The following is a 26,578-nucleotide window of genomic DNA, read 5'->3' as shown; positions in this document are numbered from 1 at the left end:
AGGTGCTCGCCACCGGCTTCCCCACCGGTGATCGCACGAGCACGACGTGAGCAGACTGTAGGGCTCCTGTGACGCGTGGGGAAGACGTTGCGGAGATTTACTTGTGAGTCCCTGGCGTGTCGCTCAGAGGACGGGATCGAGCCCGTGGTACGGAAAGGCCGCCGTGCGCGTCGCCTGGACCATCCGGTCGAGCCACGAGTCGGGGTCGTAGCCGTCCTCCCAGGCCCGCCAGGAGGGCGACACGCCGTCGGTCATGACCTCCGGGGCGGTGGCGCCGAGGACCGCCTCGACGTGGTCGCGCCAGGCCTGCGGCGTCGCCGTGGCCGGGTCCAGCGGGGCACCGGCGACGATGGCGAGCAGGTGGGTCCAGGCGCGCGGGACGACGTCGACGACCGCGTACCCGCCACCCCCGGTGGCCACCCAGCGCCCGCCCGCGGTCTCGTGCGCGAGGTCGTGCAGGGCGAGATAGGTCTCCCGCTGCCCGTCGATGCTCAGCTCGAGGTCGGCGAGCGGGTCGGAGCGGTGCGAGTCGCAGCCGTGCTGGGTCACCAGGACGTCGGGGGCGAACTCGCGCAGCAGCGGCGGGACGACGGCGTGGAAGGCCCGCAGCCAGCCGGAGTCGGTGGTGCCGGGGGGCAGCGGGACGTTGACCGCCGAGCCCAGGGCGTCCGGCCCGCCGAGCGCCTCGGAGCCGCCGGTGCCGGGGAAGAGGAACTGTCCCGACTCGTGCAGCGAGATCGTCAGCACGCGCGGGTCGTCCCAGAAGACCCGCTCGACGCCGTCGCCGTGGTGGACGTCGACGTCGACGTAGGCGACCCGCTCCGCACCCTGGTCGAGCAGCCAGCGGATGCCGACCGCGATGTCGTTGTAGATGCAGAAGCCGCTCGCGCGGTCGGCCATCGCGTGGTGCAGGCCGCCGGCGATGTTGGCGGCATGGAGCGACTCCCCCGACCACACCTGGCGGCAGGCCTCGACCGTGGCGCCGACCACGTGCGAGGCGGCCTCGTGCATGCCGGCGAAGACGGGGTTGTCGTCGGTGCCGAGGCCGACGTCCTCGGCGTCCGGGCCGTGCGGGTCGCGGCCCATCCGCTGGACGCCCTCGATCAGGTCGCGGCCGTGGACCGACTCGATCTGCGCCTCGGTCGCGTACGGCGCCGGCACGGCCCGCAGCCGCGGGCCGAGCACGCCCAGCCCCTCGGCCAGCCTGATCGCGAGGTCGACCCGCAGCGGCGACATCGGGTGGCTCGGGCCGAAGTCGTAGGCGGTCAGCGTGGGGTCGAAGACCACGACGGCCGGACCCGAACAGGAATCCACCCCTGCGACACTAGTCACCATGCCCGCACCCGTCGCCGACCGAGTGCGGGGCGACCGGCCGGCCCGGTGGCCGCGCCGGCTCGACGAGGTGCCGCTGTGGGCCAAGGTCGTCGCGGTCTACCTCGGCCTGCGGCTCGTCACGTGGCTGCTGATGGCGCAGGCCGCCGAGCAGCAGGAGTGGTTCCCCGGCGTCACCGGCCCGCGCGAGGGCGAGATCGACCTGGCGCTGTCGTGGGACGCGCAGTGGTACCAGCGCATCGTCGACGGCGGCTACCCCGACACCCTGCCGGTCGGCGAGGACGGCCGGGTCCAGCAGAACCCGTGGGCGTTCTACCCCGTGTTCCCCTACGCCATCCGGTTCGTCTCGGCGCTGACCGGCGCCGACTTCGCCACCGTCGCACCGCTGCTCGCGCTGCTCGCCGGGCTGGGCGCCGCCGTGGTGATGGCGCGGCTGCTCGTCGAGACCCTGCCCGCCCGCTCGGAGCTCGTGGCCCTGGCCGGCGTCGCGGTGTGGGCGGCCTGCCCGGTCGCGCCCGTGCTGCAGATGGCCTACACCGAGTCGTTCTCGATGCTGCTGCTGGTCACGTTCCTGTTGCTGCTGGTGCGCGAGCGGTGGTGGGGCGCCGCGGCGGCCGCGCTGCTCCTCGGCCTGACCCGCCCGATCGCGCTGCCGCTGGTCGTGGTGGTCGTGGTCGCGATCTGGATGCGCTGGCGCGTGCGGGCCGAGCGGCCGGTCGAGACCCCGGAGCGGCTCGCGATCCTCGGCACCTTCGTGGCCACCGGCCTGTCCGGGATCCTCTGGACGACGATCGCCGCGCTCGGGACCGGGCGCCGCGACGCCTACCCGAGCACGATGACCGCGTGGCGCGGCGAGGCGTCGATCAACGTCCTCGAGCCGTGGCAGCAGACGATCTCCTGGGCCCTGGAGTACCGCCAGTCGGTCTTCGTGCTGCCCGCGCTGGGGATCGTGGTCCCCGTCGCGCTGGCGCTGCTCATGCTGGTGCCGCGGGTGGCCGGCGGCGTCGACCTGCGGCTGCGGGTCTGGTCGGCGGCCTACGCGCTCTACCTGCTCGCCGTCGTCGACGGGCACACCAGCATCTTCCGCTACCTGATCCCGCTCTTCCCGCTCGCCGTGCTGCTCGTCGGCGGGCACCGCGAGCGGCCGCGGCTGCTCGGCCTGCGCACGACGTTCTGGGTCGTGGCCGGCGTCGTGGGCCAGGTCGGGTGGATCTGGTGGCTGGTGATCTTCGTGCCGCCCAGCGACTACCCGCCGTGACCGACCCCTCGGCGGCGTCGGCGGCGCGCCGCGGCCGCCCGTAGGGTCGGCGCATGACGAACGCCGACCTCCAGGAGCTCGCCCGCGCCTTCTGGGACTTCCACCTGGAGACCAACCCGACCGAGGCCCACCTGCTCGGCGACTACCGCTACGCCGCGTTCTACGAGGACGAGACCAGGGCGGCCGAGGACCGGCGGATCGAGGCGCTGCGCACCTTCGTCGACGACGCCGAGGCGATCAGCCCGGGCGAGCTCGACGCCCAGGAGCAGATCACGCGCGACGTGCTGATCTCCACCGCGACCACGACCGCCGACCGGCTCGGGACGCGCCTGGCCGAGCTCGCCGCCGACCCGATCTTCGGCGTCCAGGTCGGCGTCCCGATCGTCACCGGGATGCTCGCCCTGCCCGACGCCGTCGTCGCCGAGGCGTTCGTCGACAAGCTGCGCGGCGTGGCCCGCAGCTACGGCGAGCTCGCCGACCGGCTCCGCGAGGGCGTCGCCGCCGGCCGGACGCCGGCCCGCTTCGCCGTGGCCGACACCGTCGCGCAGCTCGACACGCTGCTGGCCGCACCGCTCGCCGAGGACGCCGTCCTGACCCAGGTGCCGGCGCCCCCGGCCGGGGTCGACGCGGACGCCTGGCGCGCCCGGGTCGGCGCGGTGGTCGGCGACGAGCTGCGTCCGGCGATGGCCGGCTACCGCGACGTCCTGCGCGAGGAGGTGCTGCCGCACGCCCGGCCCGACGAGCAGTGCGGCCTGGTGCACCTGCCCGACGGCGAGGCCACCTACGCCGCCCTGCTGCGGTACTTCACCACGACCACGAAGAGCGCCCAGGAGATCCACGACCTCGGCCTCGCCCAGGTCGCCAAGCTCGCCGAGGAGTACCGCGCCCTCGGCCCCGAGGTGGTCGGCACCGACGACCTCGCCCGGATCTTCGAGGCGATGCGCACCGACCCCGCCCTGCACTTCGAGCGTGGCGAGCAGCTCGTCGAGGCCTCCCGCGTCGCGATGGCGCGGGCCTGGGACGCGATGCCCGGCTGGTTCGAGGTCCTCCCCCGGGCGGCGTGCGCCGTCGAGGGCACCACGAGCGGGGCCAAGGCCTTCTACTTCCCGCCCGCGGGTGACGGCAGCCGCGGCGGCACGTTCTTCATCAACGTCGACGACCCGGCGTCGTGGGGCACCTTCGAGCTCGAGGCGATGGCCTTCCACGAGGGCATCCCCGGGCACCACCTGCAGCTGGCGATCGCCGCCGAGCTCGAGGGGGTCCCGGAGTTCCGCAAGCACATCCACAACTCCGCCTACGCCGAGGGCTGGGGGCTCTACACCGAGCGGCTCGCCGACGAGATGGGCCTCTACTCCTCCGCCGTGGACCGGATGGGGATGTACGCCGCCGACTCGATGCGCGCCTGCCGGCTCGTCGTCGACACCGGCATCCACGCGCTCGGCTGGACCCGCGAGCAGGCGGTGGCCTACATGGTCGACAACTCACCGCTGGCCGACGCGATGGTCCGTCCCGAGATCGACCGCTACATCGTCACCCCCGGCCAGGCCTGCTCCTACATGGTCGGCCGGGTCGAGGTCGAGCGGATCCGGCGCGAGGCCGAGGCCCGCCAGGGGGCCTCGTTCGACGTCCGGGCGTTCCACTCCGCCGTGCTCGACTCCGGCTCGCTGCCGCTCGACGTGCTCGACCGGGTGGTCGCGGCCCGGCTCCCGTGACACGATGAGCCGGTGCTGACGAACCTGCCGACCCACCTGTCGCAGTGGTGGCCCGCCTGACCGGCGGACCACTGTTCTGACGCACCACCCAGAAACGGCCGCCCACGGGCGGCCGTTCTGCACGTCCCGACCTGTCCGCGGACCGGTCGTGGCCCGGGACGCCACCCGTGGGCCCACCTCACCAGGAGCCCACCATGGATCGATCCCGTCGCCTCTCCCTGCTCACCCCGAGCGGTCGCCTGACCCTCGGCAACTACCTCGGCGCGCTGCGCCCGATGGCCGAGCAGCAGGCTCGGGCCGACTGCTTCTACGGCATCTCGGACCTGCACGCCCTCACCGTCGCCCACGACCCCGCCACCCTGCGGGCCACGGTCGCCGAGCAGGCGGCCGTCATGGTCGCCGTCGGGCTCGACCGGAGCACGGTGTTCGTGCAGAGCCGGGTGCCGGCCCACGCGCGGCTCGCCCAGCTGCTCGAGTGCGTCGTGACGACCGGCGAGCTGGGCCGGATGATCCAGTTCCGGACGAAGGGTCGCGGCGTCGCCTCGACCCGGACCTCGCTGCTCACCTACCCCGTGCTGATGGCCGCCGACATCCTGCTCTACCGGGCCGAGCAGGTGCCGGTCGGCGAGGACCAGCGCCAGCACGTCGAGCTGACGCGCGACCTCGCCGCGCGGTTCAACGCGACCTACGGGCCGGTCTTCACCGTGCCGGAGATGACCACGCCGCCGGTCGGTGCCCGCGTCATGGACCTGGCCGACCCCACCACGAAGATGAGCAAGTCGAGCACCCCCGGCAGCATCGGGATCCTCGACGACCCGGACACCATCCGGCGCAAGGTCGCCCGGGCCGTCACCGACAGCGACGTCGGGCCGGACGCCGTCCGCCCCGACCGCGACGCCAAGCCGGGCATCACCAACCTGCTCGACGTCCTCGCCGCGTGCGGGGGGTCGGCCGCCGGGATCACGACCTACGGAGCGCTCAAGGCCGCCGTGACGGACGCGGTCGTGGCCGAGCTGGAGCCGGTTCGCCGGCGCTGTGCCGAGCTCGTCGCGGACCGGACCCACGTCAGCGACGTCGTCGACCGGGGCACCGCACGAGCGTGCGCCGTGACGGAGCCGGTCCTGGCCGCGGCGGCGGCCGCCATCGGGCTCTGAGCCGACCGGGATCCGCCACGTCGGGGACCCGGGCCGCGGGCGTCCGGGATCCCCGACGACGGGGCGACGTTTGAACACGTTCAATTCGTGCTAGGTTCTGAACGCGTTCAAATCACTCTCAAGGAGACCTGTCATGGACTGGACCGTCGCGACCTACCTCGCCTACCTGCTCATCGCCATCCCGCTCACCGTGTGGGTGGCGACGACGCTGTCGCGTCACGGCGGGGTCTTCCTCGAGGAGGTCTTCGGCGAGCACGAGGACGTCGCCGAGGCCGTCAACCGGCTCCTCGTCGTCGGCTTCTACCTGCTGAACCTCGGCTTCGTCAGCCTCTACCTGCGCAACGGCGGCGAGGTCGCCGACCTGCGCGGCCTGGTCGAGCAGCTCAGCGTGAAGATCGGCGTCGTGACGCTCGTGCTCGGCGTCCTGCACTTCCTCAACGTCTGGGTGTTCAGCTCGATGCGCCGCCGTCAGCGGATCGACGCCTACCGCGCCGCGCCCGTCGCGCCCCAGAGCTACGTCCCGCCGATGCCCGCCTTCCCGGCGTCCTGACAAGTGCGCCTCACCGTCCTGTACGACGCCGCGTGCCCGCTCTGCTCCCGGTTCCGGGCGTGGCTGGCCGCGCAGCCCCTGCTCGTGCCGGTGCGACTCGTGCCGGCCGGGTCACCCGAGGCCCGGGCCCTGTTCCCGACGCTCGACCACGCCCGCACGCTCGCGGAGGTCACGGTCGTCGGCGACGACGGGTCCATGTGGACCCACGAGCGGGCGTGGGTGATGTGCCTCTGGGCGACCGGGGCGCACCGAGGGCTCGCCGAGCGGCTGGCCCGCCCGGCCTGGCTCCCGCTCGCGCGCGGTGCCGCGGGTACCGCGGCCGGGCTGCGCCACCTGATGGCGCCGGGCGGCGGCACGGGGGGTGACTACCCTGACGACTGTGCCGGATCCTGCTCCCCGCGCGTCGCTCACCAGCAAGGCTGAGCAGACCCGCGCCACCATCGCGGACGCCGCGCTGCGGCTGTTCCGTCGCGACGGCTACGACCGCACCACCATGCGCGCCATCGCCGGCGAGGCCGGCGTCGCGGTGGGCAACGCCTACTACTACTTCGGCTCGAAGGAACACCTGATCCAGGCGTTCTACGACAGCATCCAGGTCGAGCACGCCGAGGCGGCCGGCGCCGTCCTCCAGCGCGACCGCGGCTTCGACGTCCGCCTGCGCGGGGTCCTCGACGCCTGGCTCGACGTCGCGGCCCCGCACCACGAGTTCGCGGCCCAGTTCTTCAAGAACGCCGCCGACCCCGACAGCCCGCTGTCGCCGTTCAGCGCCGAGTCCACCGCGGCCCGCCAGGCCAGCACCGAGCTCTACCGGCGGGTCGTGGAGGGCTCCGACCTCAAGCTGGCCCCGGCCGTGCGGGCCGAGCTGCCCGACCTGCTGTGGCTGCTGCAGATGGGCTACGTGCTGTTCTGGGTGCACGACCGGTCGCCCCAGCAGGCGCGCACCCGGGCGCTGGTCGCCCGGTCGGTGCCGATCGTCGACCGGCTGCTGCGACTCTCCCGCCTGCCGGTGGTCCGCGGCGTCGTCGACGACGTCGTCGCCCTGGTCGCCGACCTGCGCACCGACTGATCCCCGCAGGGTCCCGGCGGGGCCCGGCACGGCCCCGGCCGGGCTCAGGCCATGAACGCCGCGACCACGCGGCCGAGCTCGTTGCCGGCGTCCTCCTGCAGGAAGTGACCGGCGTCGAGGAGCGTGGGGTGGTCGAGCAGGGCGGCACCGGGCACGTGCCCGCGCAGGATCGGCGCCATCGCCCCGGTGATCGGGTCGGAGTCGGAGAAGGCCACCAGGAACGGCCGGTCCCACTCCCCGAGGCTGCGCCACGCGGCGCGGTTGGCCTCGGTGGCCGGGTCGTCGGGCCGGGTCGGCACCAGGAGCGGCATCGCCCGCGGGCCGGCCTTGCTCGCCTCGTCGGGGAACGGGGCGTCGTAGGCCGCCCGGTCGGCGTCGGCGAGCCCGTGCCGACAGCCCGAGGCGACCAGCCGGCCCACGTCGAGCGTCGGCGCCGACTCCACGGCCCGCCGGAACTGCCACCAGACCTCCGGCATGTCGACGTCGCCGGTCGGCAGCCCGGTGTTGGCGGCCACGACGCGGGCGAAGCGGTCGGGGTGCTCGGCCACGAGCCGCAGCCCGATCAGCCCGCCCCAGTCCTGGCCGACCAGGGTGACGTCGGTGAGCGCCAGGTGGTCGACCACCAGGCGGCGGACCCACTCGACGTGGCGCGCGTAGGAGTGGTCGGCGACCGCCAGCGGCTTGTCGGAGCGCCCGAAGCCGATCAGGTCGGGCACGACGCACCGCACGCCCACGGCGTCGAGCTCGGCGACGACGTGCCGGTAGAGGTAGCCCCACGTCGGCTCACCGTGCAGCAGCAGCGCCACCGGCGCCGCGAGGTCGCCGGGGCTGCCGGTGTCGACGTAGGCCATCCGCAGCCCGTCGCCGACCTCGGCGTAGGCCGGCTCGGGCCAGTCGACGGCGGCGAAGCGGTCCTCGGGCGTGCGGAAGGCGTCCATCCGGCGAGTCTGGCAGCCCGGGCCACCCCTGGTGGGGATCCGCGAGCGCGGCCACCCCCGTAGCGTCGTGCCCATGAGCTACGCGCTGAGTCGCCTGATGAGCACCGCCACCGCCTCCTACGCCGGGTTCTGCTTCGTCCGCCCCGAGCACCTCGGCGTGGCGCTGGAGGCCGACAAGGACGAGCAGGCCGGCTACGACCTGCTCGCCGAGGTGTTCGGCGTCCGCGACCTCGCGATCAGCACGTTCGGCATCCTGGGCCGCTCGGAGCGCACGGTCCGCACCGCGATGTGGATCCGCATCCTGTGCGACGTCGGCGACGGCGTCGTGCTGGCCGCCCGCGCCGACGACGACGCGGTGCGCACCAAGGTGCTGGCCACCACCCTGTCGTGGGGCGCGCTCAACCTCGCCGCCCTCCAGGTCGACAAGCGGCGGGCCCGCCGGGCCGCCGCGGCCCGCGAGACCGCCGCGGTCACCGGGACCGCCGTCGCCGCGGTCGACCCCGCCTGACGGACGCCGCGCGGGCCCGCGTCAGCGCGCGGCGGCGTCCCGCTCGGCCAGCCCACCCAGGGTGCGGAGCTGCTTGCGGATCATCACCAGGTCGCCCCACGCGAGCGCGTGCGCGGCCACCCGGCCCGGTCGGCTCCCGGCGCCGACGGCGATCCGGCACACGATCCGGCTGCTGCCGGGCACCGGTCCCGGCTCGGCGGCGTAGGTCATCGCGATGCGGCCGAACGGTCGCGAGGTCCGCGTCACCCCGGTCCAGTGGTGCCCGTCGACCACGTCGACCAAGGCCAGCACCGTGGCCATCGTCTGCCCGGGCTCGAGCCGGTCGGCCCCGGGCGTGAGCTCGCGCGGCGAGCGGCGTCCGAGGTTGTCGACCCAGTCGTAGGAGTACGGCGCGACCGCCATCTGGCACAGCCAGCGCCAGACCACGGCGACCGGCGCATCGACGGGCGCGGCCCGCGTCATCAGCACGACCGGCCCGTCGACGGCCCGGTCGGCCGGGTAGGCGCGGGTCACCTCGGCCGCGGTCGCGCCCCAGACGAGCGGGAGCCGGCTCACCGGGCGGGGCCGCGGGTCACGGCGTGCCCTCGGCCAGCTCGCGCGAGCGGTTGCGGGCGGCCTCCATGGCGGCCAGGAACGCCGCGCGCACCCTGTGGATCTCCAGCTCGCGCAGCGCCGAGGCGGTCGTGCCGCCGGGCGAGGTGACCTGCTCGCGCAGCACGGTCGGGTGGGTGCCGGTCTCGCGGAGCATCTTGGCCGAGCCCACCAGGGTCTGGATCACCAGCTCGCTGGCGGTCGCGCGGGGCAGCCCGAGGTGGACGCCGGCCTCGATCATCGACTCGACGACGAAGAAGATGTAGGCCGGGCCCGACCCGGAGATCGCGGTGACGGCGTCCTGCTGGCGCTCGGGGATCCGCAGCACCCGGCCGACCGAGTCGAGCAGCGCCTCGGCCTCGGCGAGCTGCGCCTCGGAGCAGTGCGAGCCGGGCGAGATCGCCGACATGCCCTCGTCGACCAGGGCCGGCGTGTTGGGCATCACCCGGACGACGGCGACACCGTCGGGCACCCGCGACTCGATGAAGGAGGTGGTGATGCCCGCGGCCAGCGACACGAGCAGCTGCCCGGCGCGCAGCGACGGCGCGATCTCGGCGAGGACGTCGCCCATGTCCTGCGGCTTGACGACGAGCGCGACGGTGTCGGCGCGCGCGGCGGCGTCGACGTTGGAGACGACGGCGACGCCGTAGCGCTCCTCGAGCTCGCGGGCCCGCTCGGCCCGCTTCTCCCCCACCATCAGCCGGTCGACGCGGCGCCCGGCACGGACCAGGCCGGACAGGAGGGTCTCGCCCATGACGCCGGCGCCGATGATGGCCGTCGCGTTGCTCTCGCTCATGGGGAGAACCTACGGCCCGTCACTTCTTCGAGATCAGCGACCGGAGGAAGAAGGTCAGGTTCTGGGGGCGCTCGGCGAGGCGGCGCACGAGGTAGCCGTACCACTCCCCGCCGTAGGGCACGTAGACGCGCACCCGCTCCCCCGAGCCCGCGAGCCGGCGCTGCTCGTCGGGACGGATGCCGTAGAGCATCTGGAACTCGTAGCTGCCCTGCGGCCGGCCGTAGCGGCTGGCGAGCGACCCGGCGATCGCGATCATCCGTGGGTCGTGGGTCGCGATCATCGGGTAGCCCTCGCCCGCGAGCAGGACCTTGAGGCACCGCACGTAGGACTTGTCGACGTCGATACGGTCGGTGAAGGCGACGTCCTCGGGCTCGTTGTAGGCGCCCTTGCACAGCCGCACCCGCGACCCCTCGTGCGCCAGCGAGCGGCAGTCGGCCTCGGTGCGGTGCAGGTAGGCCTGGAGGACGGCGCCGGTCTCGGGGAAGTCCTTGCGCAGGTCGCGCAGGACGGCGAGGGTCCGGTCGGTCGTGGTGTGGTCCTCCATGTCGAGGGTGACCGTCGTGCCGGCGTTGCGGGCGGCCCGGCAGATCACGCGGGCGTTCTCGAGGGCGACCCGGTCGCCGACGTCGGGCAGCGCCTGACCGATCGCGGAGAGCTTGACCGAGACCTCCGCGTGCCGCGCCAGCCCGCGCTGGGCGAGCGCCTGGAGCACCTCGACGTAGGCCGCCACGGTGGCGTCGGCCCGGGCGACGTCGAGGGTGTCCTCGCCGAGGAAGTCGAGGGTCACGGCCAGCCCGTCGTCGACGAGCGTCGCGGCGGCCTCGACGACCGCGTCGGTCGTCTCGCCCGGGACGTAGCCGGTGACGATCCCGGACGTGACCGGGAGCGTGCTGACGACCTTCTTGACCCCGCTGCTGCGGGAGAGGAGCAGGATCGGCTGGCGGAGCAGGGACATGGACCCAGGCTATGCCGGACCCGTCCGCCGGGGTACCGGACCCACGGCGCCCCTCCTACGCTGCACCCCATGTCGCGACTGCACGACGCCCTGCCCGCCCACCCCGTCGCCGTCCCCGACGAGCTCGAGGCGGCCTGGAGATGGATGGAGGCCCGCGGCCACGGGGGCGGCCCCGACGAACGCCCCCACCTGACCGCGTACGCCGGCACCCGCGTCCTCGGTCCCGTGTTCACCCCCGGCACGCTCGCGGGCTGGTTCGCCCCCGACAGCGCCGCCGCCGCCCGGGTGCGCCCGGTCGCGGAGGCCGGCGGCGACGGCTCGCTGCTCGCCCTCTGGTCGGACGACGAGGGGCTCACCCGCGCCGTCGTCCTGGGCTCCGACGGCGACGCGCACCAGGTCGCCGGGTCGGCGGTCGAGCTGCTCACCCTGCTCGCGATCGGCTACGTCGAGGTCACCGGGCACGAGCTCGGGCTCCCCCCGGACGACGAGGACGCGGTCGAGGCGGTCGCCGACTTCCGCGCGTGGGTCGGCGCGACGTTCGGCGTCGAGGTGCCCCCGGAGTGGCCGGCTTCCGAGGACGACGACTTCTCGGCCTGGGTGCGCCGCCAGCTCGGCCGGCCCGACCCGGGACCCGCAGCGGTCCCCGCCCCGGGCGGCGGCTCGGGCAGCGGTTCGGGCAGCGACGTCAGTGGCGACATCGAGGTCGTCCTCGCCGCCCTCGGCACCCCCGACGGGTCCCCGGAGGTCCGGGCGCTGGCCGACGTCCTCGGCGTCGAGCCGGTCGACGGGGGGCTGCGCCGGGCCGGGCGAGCTCTGCGGGCGCGCGACGCGGAGGTCCGCTTCGAGCGCGGCGCACTGACGGTGCTGTTCCTCGGCGAGACCCCGGTCGAACGGCTGGTCGCGGGCCTCCCGCCGGGGGCGCGGGCCGACGACGTCCTGGCGCTGCTCGGGGAGCCCGAGCGCCGCTCGGACGGCTGGCTCCGGTTCGTCGTCCGCGGCCGCTACCTGCACCTGGCCACCGACCCCGACGGCGAGATCGGCCGGATCACGCTGATGCTGGACGCGCCCGGCTAGCCCGCCGCGGCGCCCCCCGGGGGCGTACACCGGGAGGAGTACCTCTGTCCGGGGCCACAGCCGCAGCCACACCCCCAGGACGACGCGCCGACCCCGCCCCGGCCGCGAGGGTCGTGGCATGGACACCACCACCCCACCCCGGCCCGACGCGTCGCCCGGCCGCACCCGCTCCCGCCTGACGCGGCTCCTGCACACCCACCCCCGACGGTCCCTGCTGGCCGTCCTCCTCTTCCTGGTCGTCGCCGGCGTGCTCGGCGGCCCGGTCGCCGGGACGCTGGACTCGGACGGCGGCTTCGCCCCGGCCGACTCCGACTCCGCGCTCGCCGTCGAGCGGCTCGAGGAGGCCTCCGGACGGTCGCCGTCCGCCGGCATCGTCGCCCTCGTCGACACCGGCACCCCCACCGGCACGCCGGACGACGTCGAGGCAGCCGCCCGCACCCTGGCCGGCCTCGACGGCGTCGCCGAGGCGCTGCCGGCCGGGGCGTCGCGCGACGGCACGTCGGCGCTGGTCGTCGCCGTGCTCGACGCGACCGCCGACGAGGAGGCCGTCGCCGAGGCCGCGCTCGCGGCGTTCGAGGACGACGACGCGGTGACGCTGGGCGGCCCGGCCGTGACCGGACTCCAGATCGGCGAGCGGGTGGGCGAGGACCTCGGCCGCGCCGAGCTGCTGGCCTTCCCGGTCCTGGTGCTGCTGTCGCTGCTGTTCTTCGGTGGCCGGGCCGCCGTGCTGCCCCTGGTGGTGGGGGCGACCACCGTGCTCGGCACCTTCCTCGCGCTGGCCGGCGTCAACCAGGTCTACGGGCTGAGCGTCTTCGCCCTCAACCTCGTCATCGGCCTCGGGCTCGGCCTGGCCATCGACTACACGCTGTTCCTGCTCAGCCGCTACCGCGAGGAGCTCGACCGGCAGGGCCCGGGCCTCGGCGCGGTGCTGACGACGATGCGCACGGCCGGGCGCACCGTCGTCTACTCCGCCGCCACCGTGGCGGTCGCCCTCGCGACGCTCACCGTCTTCCCGATGGGCTTCCTGAAGTCGATGGGCCTGGCCGGTGCCGTCGTCGCCGTGGTCGCCGCCGCGGCCGCCCTGGTCGTCTCCCCCGCGATCTTCGGGCTGTGGGGCCCGAAGCTGGCCCGCCGGCGCCGCGGCGCCGCCGCCGGCTCGTCGGAGGGCCGCTGGTACCGCCTCTCGCACGCCGTGATGGCCCGGCCGGGCGCGGTCGCGGCCGTCACCGCCGTCGTCATGGTCGTGCTCGCGGCGCCCGCGCTGCGGGCCGAGTGGACACCGGTCGACAGCAGCGCCGTGCCGACCGACCTGAGCGCGCGCACCGTCGCCGACACCCTCGAGAACGAGTACGACGGCGCCGGCACCACCCCCGTGCTGGCCGCCGTCCGGGCCGACGGGGCCGACGAGGCCGCGTCGTTCGCCGGCGCCGCGTCGCAGCTGCCCGGCGTCCTCACCCCGGCCGAGGCCGTCGAGGTCGGGCCGGGCACCTGGCAGGTCGACCTCACCGTCGACGGCGACCCCGAGGGCGACGCCGCCCAGCGGGTCGTCGCCGAGGTGCGGGGGCTCGCCGGCGACACGGGCACCGACGTCCTGGTCGGCGGTCCGGCCGCGGAGTTCGTCGACCAGCAGGCCGCGATCGGCGACGCCCTGCCGCTGGCCGCGGGGCTGCTCGTGCTCCTCACCGTCCTGGTGCTCTGGCTGATGACCGGTTCGGTCGTGCTGCCGGTCAAGGCCGTGGTGATGAACACCCTCACCGCCGGGGTCGCCCTCGGCGCGCTCACCTTCGTCTACCAGGACGGCCGGCTCACCGGGCTGCTCGGCTACACGCCGAACGGCGGCGTCGAGCCCACCAACTTCCTGGTGGCCGCGGCCGTTGTCTTCGCCCTGTCGACCGACTACGGCGTCTTCCTGCTCGGCCGGATCAAGGAGGCCCGGGAGTCGGGGCTCACCGAGCGCGAGGCCGTCGCGACCGGGCTGGGCCGCACCGGGAGCGTCGTCACCGCCGCCGCCATCCTGCTCGCGGTCGCGATCGGGGCGTTCAGCACCAGCTCGATCTCCTTCATCCAGCAGATCGGGATGGCGACCGCGGTCGGCGTCCTGGTCGACGCCTTCGTCGTCCGCTCGTTCCTGGTGCCGGCCCTGATGGGCCTGCTCGGCAAGTGGAACTGGTGGTCGCCGATGCCGCTGCGCCGCCTGCACGACCGGATCGGCCTCTCCGAGGGCGAGCCGGTGCCCGTGGAACTGGTCCGGGTCCTGGCAGGTACTCCCTGAGGACGACGACCGACCGGGTCCACCGCCGCTACGGTCGGGGCGTGACCCGCCTCCCGCCGCTGCCGCCACGCGTCCTGGACGTCGTGGCGGCAGCGGCGTGCGTGGCCGCGATGAGCGTCGAGCTCGCCCGCAGCACGAAGTCCGAGCCGAGCGTCCCGGGCGTCGTGGCGATCGTGCTGGCGTCGCTGCCGGTGCTCCTGCGCCGCGACCGACCGGTGCCGGCGATGGTCGCCGCGGTGGTCGCGCTCGTCGCGGTCACCAGCACCTCCGACATCTACCAGACGATCCCGGCCCCGGCGATGGTCTGCGGCTACGCCGTCGCCGACCGCCTGGGGCGGCGCGCCGCCCTGTGGACCGGCGTCCTCACCGCCCCGGCGGTGGTCGCGATCCTGCTCACCTACAGCCCGCACCCGCTCCTGGGCTGGGACACCGCGAAGAACCTGGGCCTGGTCGCGCTCCCGCTCGCGCTCGGCGTCGCCGCCCACGACCGCCGGTGCTACACCGCCGTCCTGGTCGAGCGCGCCGAGTCGGCCGAGCGCAGCCGCGAGGAGGAGGCGCAGCGCCGGGTCGGCGAGGAGCGGCTGCGGATCGCGCGCGACGTCCACGACGTCGTGGCGCACGCGATGGTGGCGATCAACGTGCAGGCCGGTGTGGGGGCCCACCTCCTCGAGCGCGACCCCGAGCGGGCCCGCGCCGCGCTGCGCGACATCAAGCGGGTCAGCGGTGAGGCGCTCGGCGACCTGCGCGCCATGCTGGGGCTGCTCCGCGACGACGACCACGACAGCCCCGTCCGTCCGGTGCAGGGCCTGGCGGAGATCGACGACCTGCGCGACGGGCTCGACTCGGCCGGCGTCGACCTCGACGTCCGGATCGACCCGGAGGTCACCCACGTCCCGGCGAGCGTGGGGGCGACCGGCTACCGGATCGTGCAGGAGGCGCTGACCAACGTGATGCGCCACGCCGGCCCGACGGCCGCGCGGGTCCACGTCAGCCGCACCGGCGACGTCGTCCTCATCGAGGTAGAGGACGACGGCGGCGCGGCCCCGGCCGCCCTCGACGGCACCGGCTCGGGCAACGGGCTGCGCGGCATGCACGAGCGGGCGGCCGCCGTCGGCGGCACCCTCGAGGCGGGCCCGCGGGACGAGGGCGGGTGGCGCGTCCGCGCGTCGCTGCCGGCGGGCGCACCGTGACCGGCGCCGTCCGGGTGCTGCTCGTCGACGACCAGACGCTGGTGCGCGCCGGGTTCCGTGCCCTGCTCGACTCCGAGCCCGACATCGAGGTCGTCGGGGAGGCCGTCGACGGCGAGCAGGCCGTGGCGCTCGCCCTCGCCACGACGCCGGACGTCGTGCTGATGGACATCAGGATGCCGCGGGTCGACGGGCTCCAGGCCACGGCCCGGATCACCGGCGACGCGCGCCTGCGCGGCACCCGGGTCGTCGTCCTGACGACGTTCGAGCTCGACGAGTACGTGTTCGGGGCGCTGCGGGCCGGCGCGTCGGGGTTCCTGCTCAAGGACATCGAGCCGGTGGCGCTGATCGACGCCGTTCGCCTGGTGCACGACGGTCAGGCGCTGCTCGCGCCGCAGGTCACGCGGCGTCTGATCGAGGCCTACGTGGCGACCGGCGTCCCGGAACCGGTACCCGCACCGGCTCCGGACACCTCGCGCCTGGCCGACCTCACGCCCCGGGAGCGAGAGGTCCTCGCCCTGGTCGGGCGAGGCCTCTCGAACCACGAGATCGCCGCGCACCTGGTGCTGTCGCCGCTGACGGCGAAGACCCACGTGTCACGGCTGTTCACCAAGCTGGGCGCGCGCGACCGCGCCCAGCTCGTGGTGACCGCCTACGAGACGGGGATCCTCGACGCGTGACGCCGAACGTCCGGGTGCCCGGACGGACCGGACGGGACCCGACGGACCGGGCCCGAACGACGGCGCGACGACGCAGCCCCGAGCCGGGTGCGCGCGAGCGCGCCCGGTCGGGGCTGCGTGAGGTTCTGGCGGAGGAGCGTCAGCGCGCGAGGTGGAAGCTCCGGGCACCCGGGCGGACCTCGACCGGGGCGTCACCGGGGGTGCCGTTCCCCGTCATGGACGCCAGCGCGGGTCCACCGGACGTCAGCAGCGCCATGAAGGCCAGGTGGTCGCCGACCGTCCCGGGCTCGAAGACCACGCTCACGGTGCAGGATCCGCCGGCCGGGATCGGCCGCGGCGCGCCCGTCTCGAGGTTGTAGTCGTCGCAGGTGAAGTCGTCGTCGAAGGCGAAGTAGAAGCTGTCGGTGTCGCTCAGCAGGCCGTCGACGACCGCCACGTCCTCGTCGCTGTCGTTGTGGAGCACGAAGGTCCGCAGCGCCTCGTCCGACACCTCGACGTCGCCGAAGTCCTGGCTGCTCGGGGCGAAGCGCACCGGCGCGACCAGGTCGACGCCGGCGACGGCGCCACGGGCACCCGTGGCGACGAGCCGGTCGGAGGCGAAGGGGTTGCTGCCCTCGGTGCGGACGACGTCGACGGTGCAGCTGCGACCGGGCGCGAGGGAGCCGGTGCAGGTGGTGGCCGCCACCTCGAAGTTGGTCGACGGGTCAGCGGCCCGGCGCGCGAGCAGGGGCGGGAGGTTCGACTCGCCGGCCTCGATGGCGAGGCGCAGCGCGCCGGTGCGGGCCTGGCCGGTGTTGGTGAGCACGACCCGGGCGGACTCGGCCGGGGCCTCGGCGCGCAGCCCGGCGACGTCGCGGAACGACCGGCCCTCCGGCAGGAACTCGTCGGGCAGCGGGACGGGGACGACGTCGTCGGCCGGGGTGAGCCGGGCGGGGGTGATGGTGACGGCCGCGCGCGGGGTCACCGCGGTCGAGGTGCACACCGCCTGCGGACGACGCGAGTAGCACACCCGCACCCGGTAGTCGCCCTCCACGAACCGCTGACCGACCCGGCGGGTCGCCTTCGCGGTGAGCGAGTCCCCGGCCGGCAGCCGGCGCACCGCCGCACGGCCGAACAGCGCACGCTTGCTGCCGTCCTGCGGGAGCAGGTAGAAGCGCACGAACTGCGCCGAGCGCGGGAAGGCGGTGCGGTTCTTCAGCGTGTAGCCGACGGTGACCTCGGTACCCAGGGCCGTCGGGGCGTAGGAGGTCGTGAGGTTGGTGACCTGCACTCGCTTCGGGGCAGCGGCCGGGGCCGTCTCGGCCGCAGCGGTGGAGGGCAGCCCGGTGAGGGTCGCCGCGGCGACCGCGGCGAGCAGGGACAGGGAGACGAGCGGGGTTTTCAGCACGAGCGACATCGTGGCCGCGCCACCCCACGCTGTCCGGCGAACCGCTGAAGTCCACCCGATCGGCCACCCGCCCCCCACCGACCGGGCCATCTCGTCCACCGACGCCTGGGGTGGAGCGTGGCCGGGCCGGGCCGGGCCCGATGGGTCGGGCCGGCTACGACCCGGCGTCCGGCGTCGCGACGACGAGGTGCTCGCGCGCGAACTCCAGCGACTCGCGCAGGTCCGCCTCGCGCTCCTCCCGGGTCGAGCAGCGACGGGTGTTGATCTCGACCACGACGTCGCCCTCGAACCCGGAGGAGGCGACGTGGCGCAGGAAGCGGGCCGCGCCCATCGCGCCGCGGCCGGGCACCAGGTGCTCGTCCTTGGCCGAGCCGCTGCCGTCGGTGAGGTGCACGTGCCGCAGCCGGTCCCCGAGGCGCTCGGCCATCTCGACGACGTCCGAGCCCGCGATCGCCGCGTGCGACAGGTCGATCGTGGTGTTCTCGTAGGGCTCCTCGGAGGGGTCCCAGCCGGGCAGGTACATCTCGGCGCCGCGCTTCCTCGTCGCCCGCCACGGGTACATGTTCTCGACGGCGAACCGGATCCCGGTGGAGTTCTCGAGGGCAGCGATGCCGTCGACGAAGTCGCGGGCGTACTCCTTCTGCCAGCGGAACGGGGGGTGCACGACCACCACCTCGGCGCCGACCGCCGCGGCCATCTCGGCCGAGCGCTGCAGCTTGCCCCACGGCTCGGTGCCCCAGACCCGCTGGGTGAACAGCAGGCACGGCGCGTGCACGGCACAGACCGGGATCCCGTGGTGCTCGGCGAGCTGCGCGACCGCCGAGGTCTGCTGGCTGAGCGCGTCGATGCCCACCATCACCTCGACGGCGTCGTACCCGAGCGAGGCGGCGTAGGTGAAGGCGTGCGCGGTCGACTCGGGGTACACCGAGGACGACGAGAGTCCGATGCGGGTCACGGGCTCAGACGACGCTGAAGCGGTCGATGCGCTCCAGGATGACGCCCTCGCGCAGCGCCCACGGGCAGACCTCGAGCTCGGCGAGGTCGAAGATGTCCATGCACGCCTCGGCGACGAGCGCGCCGGCGACGATCTGGTGGGTGCGGCTCGGCGAGACGCCGGGCAGGTCGGCCAGCTCCTGGGGCGTCATCGCCACGAGCTTGGGGATCCAGGTGCGCAGGGCGGCCAGCGGCAGGGTGCGGGGCACGAGGCTGCCCTCGGCCGACGGGGCGGCGCCGCAGATGCGGCCCAGGGACCGGAAGGTCTTGGACGTCGCGGCCGCCTTGTGCGGCCGGCCGGTGCGCAGCAGGTTGCCGGCGTCGCGGGCGATCTCGGCACGGATCGTCTTGCGGATCGACTTCAGCGCGTCCTCGTCGGGCCGCTCGGCGAAGTGGGTGCGGGCCAGCCGGGCCGCGCCGAGCGGGAGCGACCAGGCGACGTCCGGGCGCTCGTCGCCGCCGGAGGCGATCTCGAGGGAGCCGCCGCCGATGTCGAAGACGGCGAGCCGTCCGGCCGACCACCCGAACCACCGGCGCACGGCGAGGAACGTCAGCCGCGCCTCGTCCTCACCGGAGAGCACCTTGATGTCGACGCCGGTCCGGTCGCGCACGTGGGCCAGGACGTCGTCGCTGTTGACGCTGTCGCGCACCGCGGAGGTCGCGAAGGACAGCATGTCCTCGCACCCCTTGTCGTCGGCCACCCCGATGGCCTCGGCCGTGAACGTCGTGAGCAGGTCGATCCCGGTCCGGGTCACCGCGCCGTCGCCGTCGAGGTGCTCGGCGAGCCGCAGCGGTTGCTTGTAGGAGTAGGCCGGCAGCGGGGCCGCTCCGCCGTGGGCGTCGACCACCAGGAGGTGGCCGGTGTTGGAGCCGATGTCGAGGACGCCCAGACGCATGGCGCCAACGCTACTCCCGGCGGCCCCGGGTCCCGTCGGGGTCGGTGGACGACGACCGACCAAAGTCACGCCCGGGCGAGACTCCGGCACGATCCGGCGCCCCCGTCCCCCGCCGTAGCGTCGACGACGTGGTGGTGCAGCGGTGGGACCTCGTGACCCCCGAGGCGCGCCACCGCGTCGAGGCCGACACCGGCGGGTGGCGCAAGCACCTGCGCTGGTGGGTCGACGACGTGCTCGTCGCCGACGTGCGCACCGCCGACGACAAGGTCGAGCTGGGGCCCGACGACGCCGACCGGGCCGACACCCTCGGTCGGGTCGCCCTCCGCTTCAGCTCGCTCGGCCGGCCGCGTCGGGCGACGTGGCACCCGCCGGGCGAGCGCGGCGGGGCGGCGCTCGGGCTGGGGGGCACCGACCTCGAGCCCGAGCCGGGCTCCCCCCGCCGCCGCCCACGAGGACCAGGTCCGGCTGCACCCGAACCGGTACGCCGCGCAGCGCACGCTCGCCGCCGTCGCCGCGATCGTGCTGCCGATCCTGCTCGGGCTCCTCGCCGTCCGGCTCGCGGTGCGGGTCCCGTGGCCCGACCTGCCCTCGATCCCGTGGCCCGACCTGCCCTCGCTCCCCTCGCCCGACCTGCCGGGAGTCCCCTGGCCCGACCTGCCCTCGGTCCCCTGGCCCGACTGGACCCTGCCGGGGTGGCTGGCGTGGCTGCTCGACCGGGCGAGGTACGTCTGGCCGGTCGTGCTCGCCTACGTGCTGGCCCGCCGCGAGATCCGGCGCCGGCGGGTCCAGGACGAGGGGCGTGGCCCGGTCGCAGGCTCCGCGGACGGCCCGGGTCGAGACGGCGGGGGCCGCGACGAGGACGAGCCGCGGGACCGGCCGTAGGCTCGACCGCATGCCCGAGGTCGACCTGGTCTTTCCGCGCGCCTACGTGGAGTTCGCCAACCCGGCCGACGACACCGAGGTGATGCGCTGCGACCTGACCTGGCTGACCAGCAGCTACACGTGCATCTTCGGCCAGGGCTGCCAGGGCATCTACGCCGACGCCCCCGACACCGGCTGCTGCACCCTCGGCGCGCACTTCGCCGACGCCGACGACGAGGAGCGGGTCGCGGGATTCGTGGAGCAGCTCGACCCGACCCAGTGGCAGTTCCACCCCGGCCGGCCGGTGGTGCGGGAGGACTGGGTGGAGACCGACGCCGAGGGCGACCGCAAGACGCTCGCCGTCGTCGTCGACGGCCAGCAGGCCTGCGTGTTCCACAACCGCACCGACTTCGCGCCCGCCGGCGGCGCCCCTGGCTCCGGCGGCGCGGGCTGCGCGCTGCACGGCCTGGCGCTGCAGCAGGGGCGCAACCCCCTCGAGACCAAGCCGGACGTCTGCTGGCAGCTGCCGATCCGGCGCACCTTCCGCGAGGTCGAGCGCACCGACCAGACGTCCTACACCGAGGTCTCGATCGGCGAGTACGACCGCCGCGGCTGGGGACCCGGCGGCCACGACCTCGACTGGTACTGCTCGGGCAACACCGAGGCCCACGTGGCCCTCGAGCCCGTCTACGTCACCCACGAGCCCGAGCTCACCGAGCTGATGGGCGCGGCGGCCTACGCCGAGCTGGTCCGCCACTGCGAGGCCCACCTCCGCTCCCGCTCCGCGCTCGCCCTGCACCCGGCCGACCCCCGCTGACCTGCTGACCGCCCCTGCCCGGCGAACTCGGTTCGACCGGTCGGGAACCCGGTCGAGACCGTCGACCACCCCGCACCACCCCGCACCACCGGCGGCGGGACGCACGGCGTCGTATCTCGATGTCAAGACACCCCGACCCCGGCGTCCGGTCCGTACGAGGGTTTACCCACACTGTTGGGCATGCGCCTCGACCATCTCTCGTTCGCCGCCGGTCCCGATGGTCTCGCTGCCACCGCCGCAAACCTCGGTGGCCTTCTCGGGCGAGAATTCGACGACGGCGGGATCCACCCCCGCTTCGGCACCCGCAACATGACCCTGCCGATGGCCGGCAACACCTACCTCGAGGTGGTCGAGGCACTCGACCACCCGGCCTCCGACAAGGCCCCGTTCGGCCAGGCCGTCAAGGCCCGCTCCAACGCCGGGGGCGGCTGGCTCGGCTGGGTCGTCGCGGTCGACGACATCGCGGTCGTCGAGGAGCGCCTCGGCCGCGCCGCGGTGGCCGGCAACCGGCACCGCCCCGACGGCACCGAGCTGCTGTGGAAGCAGATCGGCGTCAACGGCCTGCTCTCCGACCCGCAGCTGCCGTTCTTCGTGCAGTGGGACAGCCCGGCCGCGATGCACCCCTCGGCCGGCGCCGACGCCGGCTGGTCGCTGGCCTGCCTCGAGATCGCCGGTGACCCCCAGCGCGTCAGCGAGTGGCTCGGCGAGACCGTCGAGGCGCCGCTCGAGGACGTCAAGGTCGAGTGGGTCGCCCCGCACGGCACGCCCGGCATCCTCGCGGTGCAGGTGCAGACGCCGTCCGGCCTGGTCCGCATCTGACCCCGCGCCCGACGGGGTCGCCCGGGCGCGCCCGCCCGCTCCGGGGGGCCGTGCCCAGCCCCAACATCTGGAAGCACACGGCGACCTACGAGACCGAGAACCGCGCCGTCGACCCGGACGGCGTCCTGTGGTCGACCCTGCGCTCGCTGGCGCCCTGGACCGGGCGCACCGTGCTCGACCTCGGCTGCGGCACCGGCTTCCACCTGCCGGCGTTCGCCGCGGACGCCGGCCGCGTCGTCGGCGTCGAGCCGCACCCCGACCTGCTCGCGCTGGCGCGGCGGCGCACCGCGCGCCTCGACCACGTGAGCGTCCTGGCCGGCACCGCCCAGGCGGTGCCGCTGCCGCCGTCCTCGGTCGACGTCGTCCACGCCCGCTGGGCCTACTTCTTCGGTCCCGGCTGCGAGCCCGGCCTGGCCGAGCTCGACCGCGTCGTCCGCCCCGGGGGCACCGCAGTCGTCGTCGACAACGACGGCTCCCGGTCGACGTTCGGGGCCTGGTTCCGTCGCGGCTACCCGCACCTGCCCGCCCCCGCGGAGGTCGAGCGGTTCTGGTCGACCCGCGGCTGGACCCGCACCCCGGTCGACATGGGCTGGCGCTTCGCCTCGCGCGCCGACCTGGAGGCGGTGGTCCGCATCGAGCTGCCCCCCGCCGTCGCCACCGAGGCGCTGCGCCACCACGACGGCCTCGAGGTCGACTACGCCGTCAACGTGTGGTCCCGGTCGTTCTGACCGACCGGGCCTCACCTACCCAATCCGCGCGATCGCGCCGTTTGGGTCGCCTTCACGGGGCCCGACCTACCCAATCCGCGCGATCGCGCCGTTTGGGTCGCCTTCACGGGGCCCGACCTACCCAAACCGCGCAATCGCGCCGTTTGGGTCGCCTCCACCGGGCCCCAGCTACCCAAACCGCGCAATCGCGCCGTTTGGGTCGCCTCCACCGGGCCCGACCTGCCCAAACCACGCGATCGCGCCGTTTGGGTCAGCCGGTGGACGGGCGGACGGTCAGCGACGGCGTCAACAGCAGGCCCTCGCCGACGTAGGACGGCGTGGCCAGCAGGTCCTCCAGCGAGCGGACGACGGCGACGGCGACCTCCTCGAGCGGCTGGCGCACCGAGGTGAGGCCGGGGTGCACGACCTGGGCGACCTGGGAGTCGTCGAAGCCGGCGACGGCGATGTCGCGACCCGGCTGCAGGCCGCGCTCGGCGAGGGTGTGCAGGACGCCCATCGCGAGGGTGTCGGAGGCGCAGACGAAGGCCGAGGGGCGGGCCTCGTCGAGGAGTACCGCGCTGGCCTCGCGGCCGCTGCTGACGGTGTCCTCGACCCGCGAGGCCATGCCGGTGGTCGACAGGCCACGCTCGTGCAGGGCCCGGCTCCAGCCGGAGCGGCGGTCCTCGCCGATGAAGGAGTCCTTGCGCCAGCCGATCCAGGCCACGCGCGTGTGGCCCTTGTCGAGCAGGTGCCGGGTGGCCATCTCCGTGCCGGCCGCGCCGTCGACGTCGACCCAGGGGTGGCGCGCGTCGGGGTCGTCCCAGGGGCGGCCGAAGGCGACGAAGGGCGCGCGGCGCTCCCGCAGCCAGGTGGCCTGCGGGTTGCCCAGGTAGGTGTCGGTGACGACGAAGGCGTCGACGGCGGTCGAGCGCAGCAGGTCCTCGTAGCCGTCGATCGCGGCGTGACCCTCACCCGAGAAGAGCAGCACGTGGTAGCCGGCCTCGCGCGAGGTCCACACCAGGGAGTGGACGAACCGGTCGCCGACGGCGGTGGCGTTGCCCTCCAGCACCGGGCTGAGCCGCAGCCCGACCAGGTGCGAGGCGCGGGTGCGCAGGTTGCGGGCGGCCCGGTTCGGCACGTAGCCGAGCTCGGCGATTGCCTCCTGCACCCGCAGCAGCGTGTCGGGGCGCAGCAGGTCGGGGTTGTTGACGGCGTTCGAGACGGTCTGGCGCGACACCCCGGCGCTCTCGGCGACGTCGGCGAGGGTGGGTGCGGCCACGGGCATCCGCGTCGTCATCCTGCTACCCCTCACCCTCGCCCCCGTCCGAGCCCTTGAACGATCCAACCCGGAGTGTAGCCGCGGCGCGCCGCAGTGTGCGTCGTCCTGCCGGGTGACCGGTCCCCGCGCGTCGACGCGGTGCCGGGAGGCTGTCGGTGGGCTCGTCTAGCGTTCTCGCCATGCCCCGGTCCACCACCAAGCCACCCCGCCCGCAGTACCGCTGTGCCGAGTGCGGGTGGGAGACCGGCAAGTGGGTCGGCCGCTGCGGGGAGTGCCAGGCCTGGGGCTCGGTCGCCGAGGCCGGCACCCCCACGGTGCGGGCGGCCTCCGGCCCGGTCACCACCGCCGCCGTCCCGATCGGGCAGGTCCAGGTCTCGGAGTCGGCCTTCCGCGGCACCGGCGTCCCCGAGCTCGACCGGGTGCTCGGCGGCGGCCTGGTTCCCGGGGCCGCCATCCTGCTCGCCGGCGAGCCGGGCGTCGGCAAGAGCACGCTGCTGCTCGAGGTGGCCGCGCAGACCGCCCGCGAGGGCCGCCGGGTGCTCTACGTGACCGGCGAGGAGTCGGCCGGCCAGGTCCGCATGCGCGCCGACCGCACCGGCGGCGTGCACGACCAGCTCTACCTCGCCGCCGAGACCGACCTCGGCGCCGTCCTCACCCACATCGAGCAGGTGCGTCCCGACCTGGTGGTCGTCGACTCGGTGCAGACGATCGGGGCCGCCGGCATCGAGGGCGTCCCCGGGGGCGTCACGCAGGTCAAGGAGGTATCGGCCGCGCTGGTGCGCGTCGCCAAGACCCGCGACATCGCCACCGTGCTCGTCGGCCACGTCACCAAGGACGGCGGCATCGCCGGTCCGCGCGTGCTGGAGCACCTGGTCGACGTGGTGCTGCACTTCGAGGGCGACCGCAACAGCCGGTTTCGGATGGTGCGGGCGGTGAAGAACCGGTTCGGCCCGGTCGACGAGGTCGGCTGCTTCGACCTCGGCGCCGACGGCATCACCGCCGTGGCCGACCCGACCGGGCTCTTCGTCGAGCACCTGCACGGGCGGGTCGCGGGCACCTGCGTCGCCGTCACCATGGAGGGCCGCCGCCCGCTGCTGGCCGAGGTCCAGGCCCTGGTGACGCCGTCCCCGCTCGAGCGACCGCGCCGCACCACCTCCGGCCTCGACGGCTCGAGGATCGCGATGGTCCTCGCGGTGCTCCAGCAGCACTGCGGCATCCGGCTGCACGGGCACGACGTCTTCGCCTCCACCGTCGGGGGCGCGCGGCTCTCCGAGCCCGCCAGCGACCTGGCCGTGGCCGTGGCGCTCGCCTCGGCCACCCACCTCACCCCGCCGCCGGTCGGCGTGGTCGCGATGGGCGAGATCGGGCTCTCGGGCGAGCTGCGCCGGGTGCGCGACCTGCCGCAGCGGCTCGCCGAGGCCTCCCGGCTGGGCTTCAAGATGGCCGTCGTCCCGGCCGAGCTGCACCTGCCCGACGCTCCCCGGTCGCACCGCACCGACCGGATGGTCGAGGGCATGCGGGTCGTCGAGGTCCGCGACGTCCTCTCGGCCCTGCTCCTGCTCAACCTCACCACGCGGTCCAAGCAGTCGTTGAGCGTGGTCGACGACGGTTAGGATTCGCGCGAGGCGTCGCTCGCGACGCCACCACGGGTGAAGGGGTGCCGATGACCGACGCACGCAGCGACGAGCAGCTGCGGCTACGGGCGACCCTCGCCCAGACCGCCCCGGGCACGGCCCTGCGCGACGGGTTGGAGCGGATCCTGCGCGGGCGCACCGGTGCGCTCATCGTCATCGGTCACGACCGCACGGTCGAGTCGATCGCCACCGGCGGGTTCGCCCTCGACGTCCCGTTCACCGCCACCGGCTTGCGCGAGCTGGCCAAGATGGACGGCGGGATCATCGTCGACAAGGACATCACCCGGATCATCCGGGCCGCGGTCCACCTGATGCCCGACCACACGATCCCCTCCGAGGAGACCGGCACCCGGCACCGCACGGCCGACCGGGTGGCCAAGCAGACCGGGTTCCCGGTGATCTCGGTGTCGCAGTCGATGCAGATCATCGCCGCCTACGTCGGCGCCACCCGTCACGTCCTCGAGGACTCCGGCCAGATCCTGTCCCGTGCCAACCAGGCGCTGGCCACCCTCGAGCGCTACAAGCTGCGCCTCGACGAGGTCTCGAGCACCCTGTCCGCGCTGGAGATCGAGGACCTCGTCACCGTCCGCGACGTCGCCGTCGTGGCCCAGCGCCTCGAGATGGTCACCCGGATCGCCCGCGAGATCGAGGACTACGTCCTCGAGCTCGGCAGCGACGGCCGGCTGCTCTCGCTGCAGCTCGAGGAGCTGATCACCGGCGTCGACGCCGAGCGCGAGCTGGTGATCCGCGACTACGTCCCGGCCGGACGCCGCAGCAAGAGCCCCGAGGTCCTCCTGGGCCGGCTCGAGGCGCTCTCGGCCACCGAGCTCGTCGACCCCGCCGCCGCGGCCCGCGTCCTCGGGCTCGGCACCGCCGAGCACCTCGACGGCGCCGTCGCCCCGCGCGGCTACCGCCTGCTCGCCAAGGTGCCGCGGCTGCCCGCGCCCGTCGTCGACCGCCTGGTCGACCACTTCGGCACGCTGCAGAAGCTGCTCTCCGCCGGCATCGACGACCTCCAGACCGTCGACGGCGTCGGCGAGCTGCGCGCCCGCAGCGTCCGCGAGGGTCTCTCCCGCCTGGCGGAGTCGACCATCCTCGAGCGGTACGTCTGA

The 26,578-nt window shown here is 74.6% G+C and carries 26 protein-coding genes; 17 read left to right on the top strand and 9 right to left on the bottom strand.

Annotation, left to right across the window (positions count from 1 at the left end; translation table 11 throughout):
- Window positions 1-123: 123 nt before the first annotated feature.
- Window positions 124-1,335, bottom strand: a complete 1,212-nt coding sequence (locus FE634_RS03365; RefSeq protein ID WP_137292305.1) for an acetoin utilization protein AcuC — start codon at window positions 1,333-1,335, stop codon at window positions 124-126.
- On the opposite strand from FE634_RS03365, the gene FE634_RS03360 reads away from it, so the two are divergent.
- The 6 genes from FE634_RS03360 to FE634_RS03335 all read left to right on the top strand — a co-directional run bounded on the left by FE634_RS03360 (window position 1,334) and on the right by FE634_RS03335 (window position 7,072).
- Entirely contained in the window at window positions 1,334-2,590 is a 1,257-nt protein-coding gene (locus FE634_RS03360) for a hypothetical protein (protein ID WP_137292304.1), read from the top strand. The two genes, FE634_RS03365 and FE634_RS03360, sit on opposite strands and share 2 nt — an antisense overlap.
- A 53-nt stretch (window positions 2,591-2,643) precedes the next feature.
- The gene (locus tag FE634_RS03355; RefSeq protein WP_137292303.1) at window positions 2,644-4,302 is read left to right on the top strand and encodes a DUF885 domain-containing protein; all 1,659 of its coding nucleotides are present in this window, start codon (window positions 2,644-2,646) and stop codon (window positions 4,300-4,302) included.
- Window positions 4,303-4,496: 194 nt separating this feature from the next.
- Window positions 4,497-5,456 carry a tryptophan--tRNA ligase gene (gene trpS / locus FE634_RS03350; protein WP_137292302.1) on the top strand — a complete coding sequence of 320 codons (960 nt, stop codon included), beginning with the start codon at window positions 4,497-4,499 and terminating at the stop codon, window positions 5,454-5,456.
- A 133-nt stretch (window positions 5,457-5,589) separates the two neighbouring features.
- Window positions 5,590-6,006, top strand: coding sequence for a hypothetical protein (locus FE634_RS03345; protein ID WP_137292301.1), 417 nt, complete (start codon window positions 5,590-5,592; stop codon window positions 6,004-6,006).
- Between the two features lie 3 nt (window positions 6,007-6,009).
- Complete coding sequence (locus FE634_RS03340; RefSeq protein ID WP_138875080.1) at window positions 6,010-6,429, top strand: thiol-disulfide oxidoreductase DCC family protein; 420 nt, start codon at window positions 6,010-6,012, stop codon at window positions 6,427-6,429.
- Window positions 6,386-7,072, top strand: a complete 687-nt coding sequence (locus FE634_RS03335; protein ID WP_137292299.1) for a TetR/AcrR family transcriptional regulator — start codon at window positions 6,386-6,388, stop codon at window positions 7,070-7,072. Before FE634_RS03340 ends, FE634_RS03335 begins: the two co-directional genes overlap by 44 nt.
- A gap of 44 nt (window positions 7,073-7,116) precedes the next feature.
- Here the strand turns inward: FE634_RS03335 and FE634_RS03330 are convergent, their stop codons facing one another.
- Window positions 7,117-8,010, bottom strand: coding sequence for a haloalkane dehalogenase (locus FE634_RS03330; RefSeq protein WP_138875079.1), 894 nt, complete (start codon window positions 8,008-8,010; stop codon window positions 7,117-7,119).
- 73 nt (window positions 8,011-8,083) lie between these two features.
- Between FE634_RS03330 and FE634_RS03325 the strand changes: the two genes are divergently transcribed.
- The gene (locus FE634_RS03325) at window positions 8,084-8,518 is read left to right on the top strand and encodes a hypothetical protein (RefSeq protein WP_138875078.1); all 435 of its coding nucleotides are present in this window, start codon (window positions 8,084-8,086) and stop codon (window positions 8,516-8,518) included.
- Window positions 8,519-8,539: 21 nt separating this feature from the next.
- Here FE634_RS03325 and FE634_RS03320 read toward each other — a convergent pair whose 3' ends face one another.
- Genes FE634_RS03320 through FE634_RS03310 form a run of 3 tightly spaced genes read right to left on the bottom strand, consistent with a single transcriptional unit; the run spans window position 8,540 to window position 10,860 of the window.
- A complete protein-coding gene (locus tag FE634_RS03320; RefSeq protein ID WP_138875077.1) occupies window positions 8,540-9,073 on the bottom strand; it encodes a hypothetical protein in 534 nt (177 codons plus the stop codon).
- A 16-nt stretch (window positions 9,074-9,089) separates the two neighbouring features.
- Window positions 9,090-9,905 (bottom strand): pyrroline-5-carboxylate reductase, encoded by an 816-nt coding sequence (gene proC / locus FE634_RS03315; RefSeq protein WP_137292295.1) that lies wholly within the window; start codon window positions 9,903-9,905, stop codon window positions 9,090-9,092.
- A gap of 19 nt (window positions 9,906-9,924) precedes the next feature.
- A complete protein-coding gene (locus FE634_RS03310; RefSeq protein WP_222847662.1) occupies window positions 9,925-10,860 on the bottom strand; it encodes a proline dehydrogenase family protein in 936 nt (311 codons plus the stop codon).
- 69 nt (window positions 10,861-10,929) lie between these two features.
- Here FE634_RS03310 and FE634_RS03305 point away from each other — a divergent pair, with 69 nt between their 5' ends.
- From FE634_RS03305 to FE634_RS03290, 4 genes are all read left to right on the top strand, one after another.
- Complete coding sequence (locus tag FE634_RS03305; RefSeq protein ID WP_138875076.1) at window positions 10,930-11,934, top strand: hypothetical protein; 1,005 nt, start codon at window positions 10,930-10,932, stop codon at window positions 11,932-11,934.
- 118 nt (window positions 11,935-12,052) lie between these two features.
- Window positions 12,053-14,206: an MMPL family transporter gene (locus FE634_RS03300; RefSeq protein WP_138875075.1), complete on the top strand. Its 2,154-nt coding sequence runs from the start codon at window positions 12,053-12,055 to the stop codon at window positions 14,204-14,206.
- A 41-nt stretch (window positions 14,207-14,247) separates the two neighbouring features.
- A complete protein-coding gene (locus FE634_RS03295) occupies window positions 14,248-15,396 on the top strand; it encodes a sensor histidine kinase (RefSeq protein ID WP_148240352.1) in 1,149 nt (382 codons plus the stop codon).
- Window positions 15,357-16,073, top strand: coding sequence for a response regulator transcription factor (locus FE634_RS03290; RefSeq protein WP_262347565.1), 717 nt, complete (start codon window positions 15,357-15,359; stop codon window positions 16,071-16,073). The genes FE634_RS03295 and FE634_RS03290 overlap by 40 nt, the downstream gene beginning before the upstream one ends.
- 139 nt (window positions 16,074-16,212) lie before the next feature.
- Here the strand turns inward: FE634_RS03290 and FE634_RS03285 are convergent, their stop codons facing one another.
- The 3 genes from FE634_RS03285 to FE634_RS03275 form a co-directional block, all read right to left on the bottom strand.
- Window positions 16,213-17,460, bottom strand: a complete 1,248-nt coding sequence (locus FE634_RS03285) for a hypothetical protein (RefSeq protein WP_138875074.1) — start codon at window positions 17,458-17,460, stop codon at window positions 16,213-16,215.
- Window positions 17,461-17,614: 154 nt separating this feature from the next.
- Window positions 17,615-18,415, bottom strand: a complete 801-nt coding sequence (locus FE634_RS03280; protein ID WP_138875073.1) for a sugar phosphate isomerase/epimerase family protein — start codon at window positions 18,413-18,415, stop codon at window positions 17,615-17,617.
- A gap of 4 nt (window positions 18,416-18,419) precedes the next feature.
- On the bottom strand, window positions 18,420-19,349 hold the full coding sequence (locus FE634_RS03275) for a Ppx/GppA family phosphatase (RefSeq protein WP_137292289.1): 930 nt from the start codon (window positions 19,347-19,349) through the stop codon (window positions 18,420-18,422).
- A 519-nt stretch (window positions 19,350-19,868) separates the two neighbouring features.
- Here FE634_RS03275 and FE634_RS03270 point away from each other — a divergent pair.
- From FE634_RS03270 to FE634_RS03255, 4 genes are all read left to right on the top strand, one after another.
- Window positions 19,869-20,231, top strand: coding sequence for a hypothetical protein (locus FE634_RS03270; RefSeq protein WP_148240351.1), 363 nt, complete (start codon window positions 19,869-19,871; stop codon window positions 20,229-20,231).
- Window positions 20,232-20,241: 10 nt separating this feature from the next.
- On the top strand, window positions 20,242-21,027 hold the full coding sequence (locus tag FE634_RS03265; protein WP_137292287.1) for a hypothetical protein: 786 nt from the start codon (window positions 20,242-20,244) through the stop codon (window positions 21,025-21,027).
- Between the two features lie 180 nt (window positions 21,028-21,207).
- Window positions 21,208-21,846, top strand: coding sequence for a VOC family protein (locus FE634_RS03260; protein ID WP_137292286.1), 639 nt, complete (start codon window positions 21,208-21,210; stop codon window positions 21,844-21,846).
- 50 nt (window positions 21,847-21,896) lie between these two features.
- A complete protein-coding gene (locus FE634_RS03255) occupies window positions 21,897-22,574 on the top strand; it encodes a class I SAM-dependent methyltransferase (RefSeq protein ID WP_262347564.1) in 678 nt (225 codons plus the stop codon).
- A 250-nt stretch (window positions 22,575-22,824) separates the two neighbouring features.
- Here FE634_RS03255 and FE634_RS03250 read toward each other — a convergent pair whose 3' ends face one another.
- A complete protein-coding gene (locus FE634_RS03250) occupies window positions 22,825-23,850 on the bottom strand; it encodes a LacI family DNA-binding transcriptional regulator (protein WP_246060519.1) in 1,026 nt (341 codons plus the stop codon).
- 161 nt (window positions 23,851-24,011) lie between these two features.
- Here FE634_RS03250 and radA point away from each other — a divergent pair, with 161 nt between their 5' ends.
- Together radA and disA are read left to right on the top strand one after the other, a co-directional pair.
- Window positions 24,012-25,445: a DNA repair protein RadA gene (radA, locus tag FE634_RS03245; RefSeq protein WP_137292285.1), complete on the top strand. Its 1,434-nt coding sequence runs from the start codon at window positions 24,012-24,014 to the stop codon at window positions 25,443-25,445.
- Window positions 25,446-25,495: 50 nt separating this feature from the next.
- Window positions 25,496-26,578 (top strand): DNA integrity scanning diadenylate cyclase DisA, encoded by a 1,083-nt coding sequence (disA, locus tag FE634_RS03240; protein ID WP_134765541.1) that lies wholly within the window; start codon window positions 25,496-25,498, stop codon window positions 26,576-26,578.

Source organism: Nocardioides sp. S-1144 (assembly GCF_005954645.2).
In the GTDB taxonomy this organism is placed as follows: domain Bacteria; phylum Actinomycetota; class Actinomycetes; order Propionibacteriales; family Nocardioidaceae; genus Nocardioides; species Nocardioides dongxiaopingii.
The sequence above is the reverse complement of the archived record's forward strand: the minus strand, read 5'-3'. Positions and strand labels throughout refer to the sequence as shown.

Excerpts from the sequence above, each read along its gene's own strand:
- FE634_RS03355 (WP_137292303.1), top strand. The coding sequence starts at position 2,644 with ATGACGAACGCCGACCTCCAGGAGCTCGCCCGCGCCTTCTGGGACTTC.
- FE634_RS03360 (WP_137292304.1), top strand. The coding sequence starts at position 1,334 with ATGCCCGCACCCGTCGCCGACCGAGTGCGGGGCGACCGGCCGGCCCGG.
- FE634_RS03345 (WP_137292301.1), top strand. The coding sequence starts at position 5,590 with ATGGACTGGACCGTCGCGACCTACCTCGCCTACCTGCTCATCGCCATC.
- FE634_RS03330 (WP_138875079.1), bottom strand. The coding sequence starts at position 8,010 with ATGGACGCCTTCCGCACGCCCGAGGACCGCTTCGCCGCCGTCGACTGG.
- FE634_RS03305 (WP_138875076.1), top strand. The coding sequence starts at position 10,930 with ATGTCGCGACTGCACGACGCCCTGCCCGCCCACCCCGTCGCCGTCCCC.
- FE634_RS03260 (WP_137292286.1), top strand. The coding sequence starts at position 21,208 with ATGCGCCTCGACCATCTCTCGTTCGCCGCCGGTCCCGATGGTCTCGCT.
- FE634_RS03250 (WP_246060519.1), bottom strand. The coding sequence starts at position 23,850 with ATGACGACGCGGATGCCCGTGGCCGCACCCACCCTCGCCGACGTCGCC.
- FE634_RS03325 (WP_138875078.1), top strand. The coding sequence starts at position 8,084 with ATGAGCTACGCGCTGAGTCGCCTGATGAGCACCGCCACCGCCTCCTAC.
- disA (WP_134765541.1), top strand. The coding sequence starts at position 25,496 with ATGACCGACGCACGCAGCGACGAGCAGCTGCGGCTACGGGCGACCCTC.
- proC (WP_137292295.1), bottom strand. The coding sequence starts at position 9,905 with ATGAGCGAGAGCAACGCGACGGCCATCATCGGCGCCGGCGTCATGGGC.
- trpS (WP_137292302.1), top strand. The coding sequence starts at position 4,497 with ATGGATCGATCCCGTCGCCTCTCCCTGCTCACCCCGAGCGGTCGCCTG.
- FE634_RS03365 (WP_137292305.1), bottom strand. The coding sequence starts at position 1,335 with ATGGTGACTAGTGTCGCAGGGGTGGATTCCTGTTCGGGTCCGGCCGTC.
- FE634_RS03265 (WP_137292287.1), top strand. The coding sequence starts at position 20,242 with ATGCCCGAGGTCGACCTGGTCTTTCCGCGCGCCTACGTGGAGTTCGCC.
- FE634_RS03310 (WP_222847662.1), bottom strand. The coding sequence starts at position 10,860 with ATGTCCCTGCTCCGCCAGCCGATCCTGCTCCTCTCCCGCAGCAGCGGG.
- FE634_RS03275 (WP_137292289.1), bottom strand. The coding sequence starts at position 19,349 with ATGCGTCTGGGCGTCCTCGACATCGGCTCCAACACCGGCCACCTCCTG.
- radA (WP_137292285.1), top strand. The coding sequence starts at position 24,012 with ATGCCCCGGTCCACCACCAAGCCACCCCGCCCGCAGTACCGCTGTGCC.
- FE634_RS03300 (WP_138875075.1), top strand. The coding sequence starts at position 12,053 with ATGGACACCACCACCCCACCCCGGCCCGACGCGTCGCCCGGCCGCACC.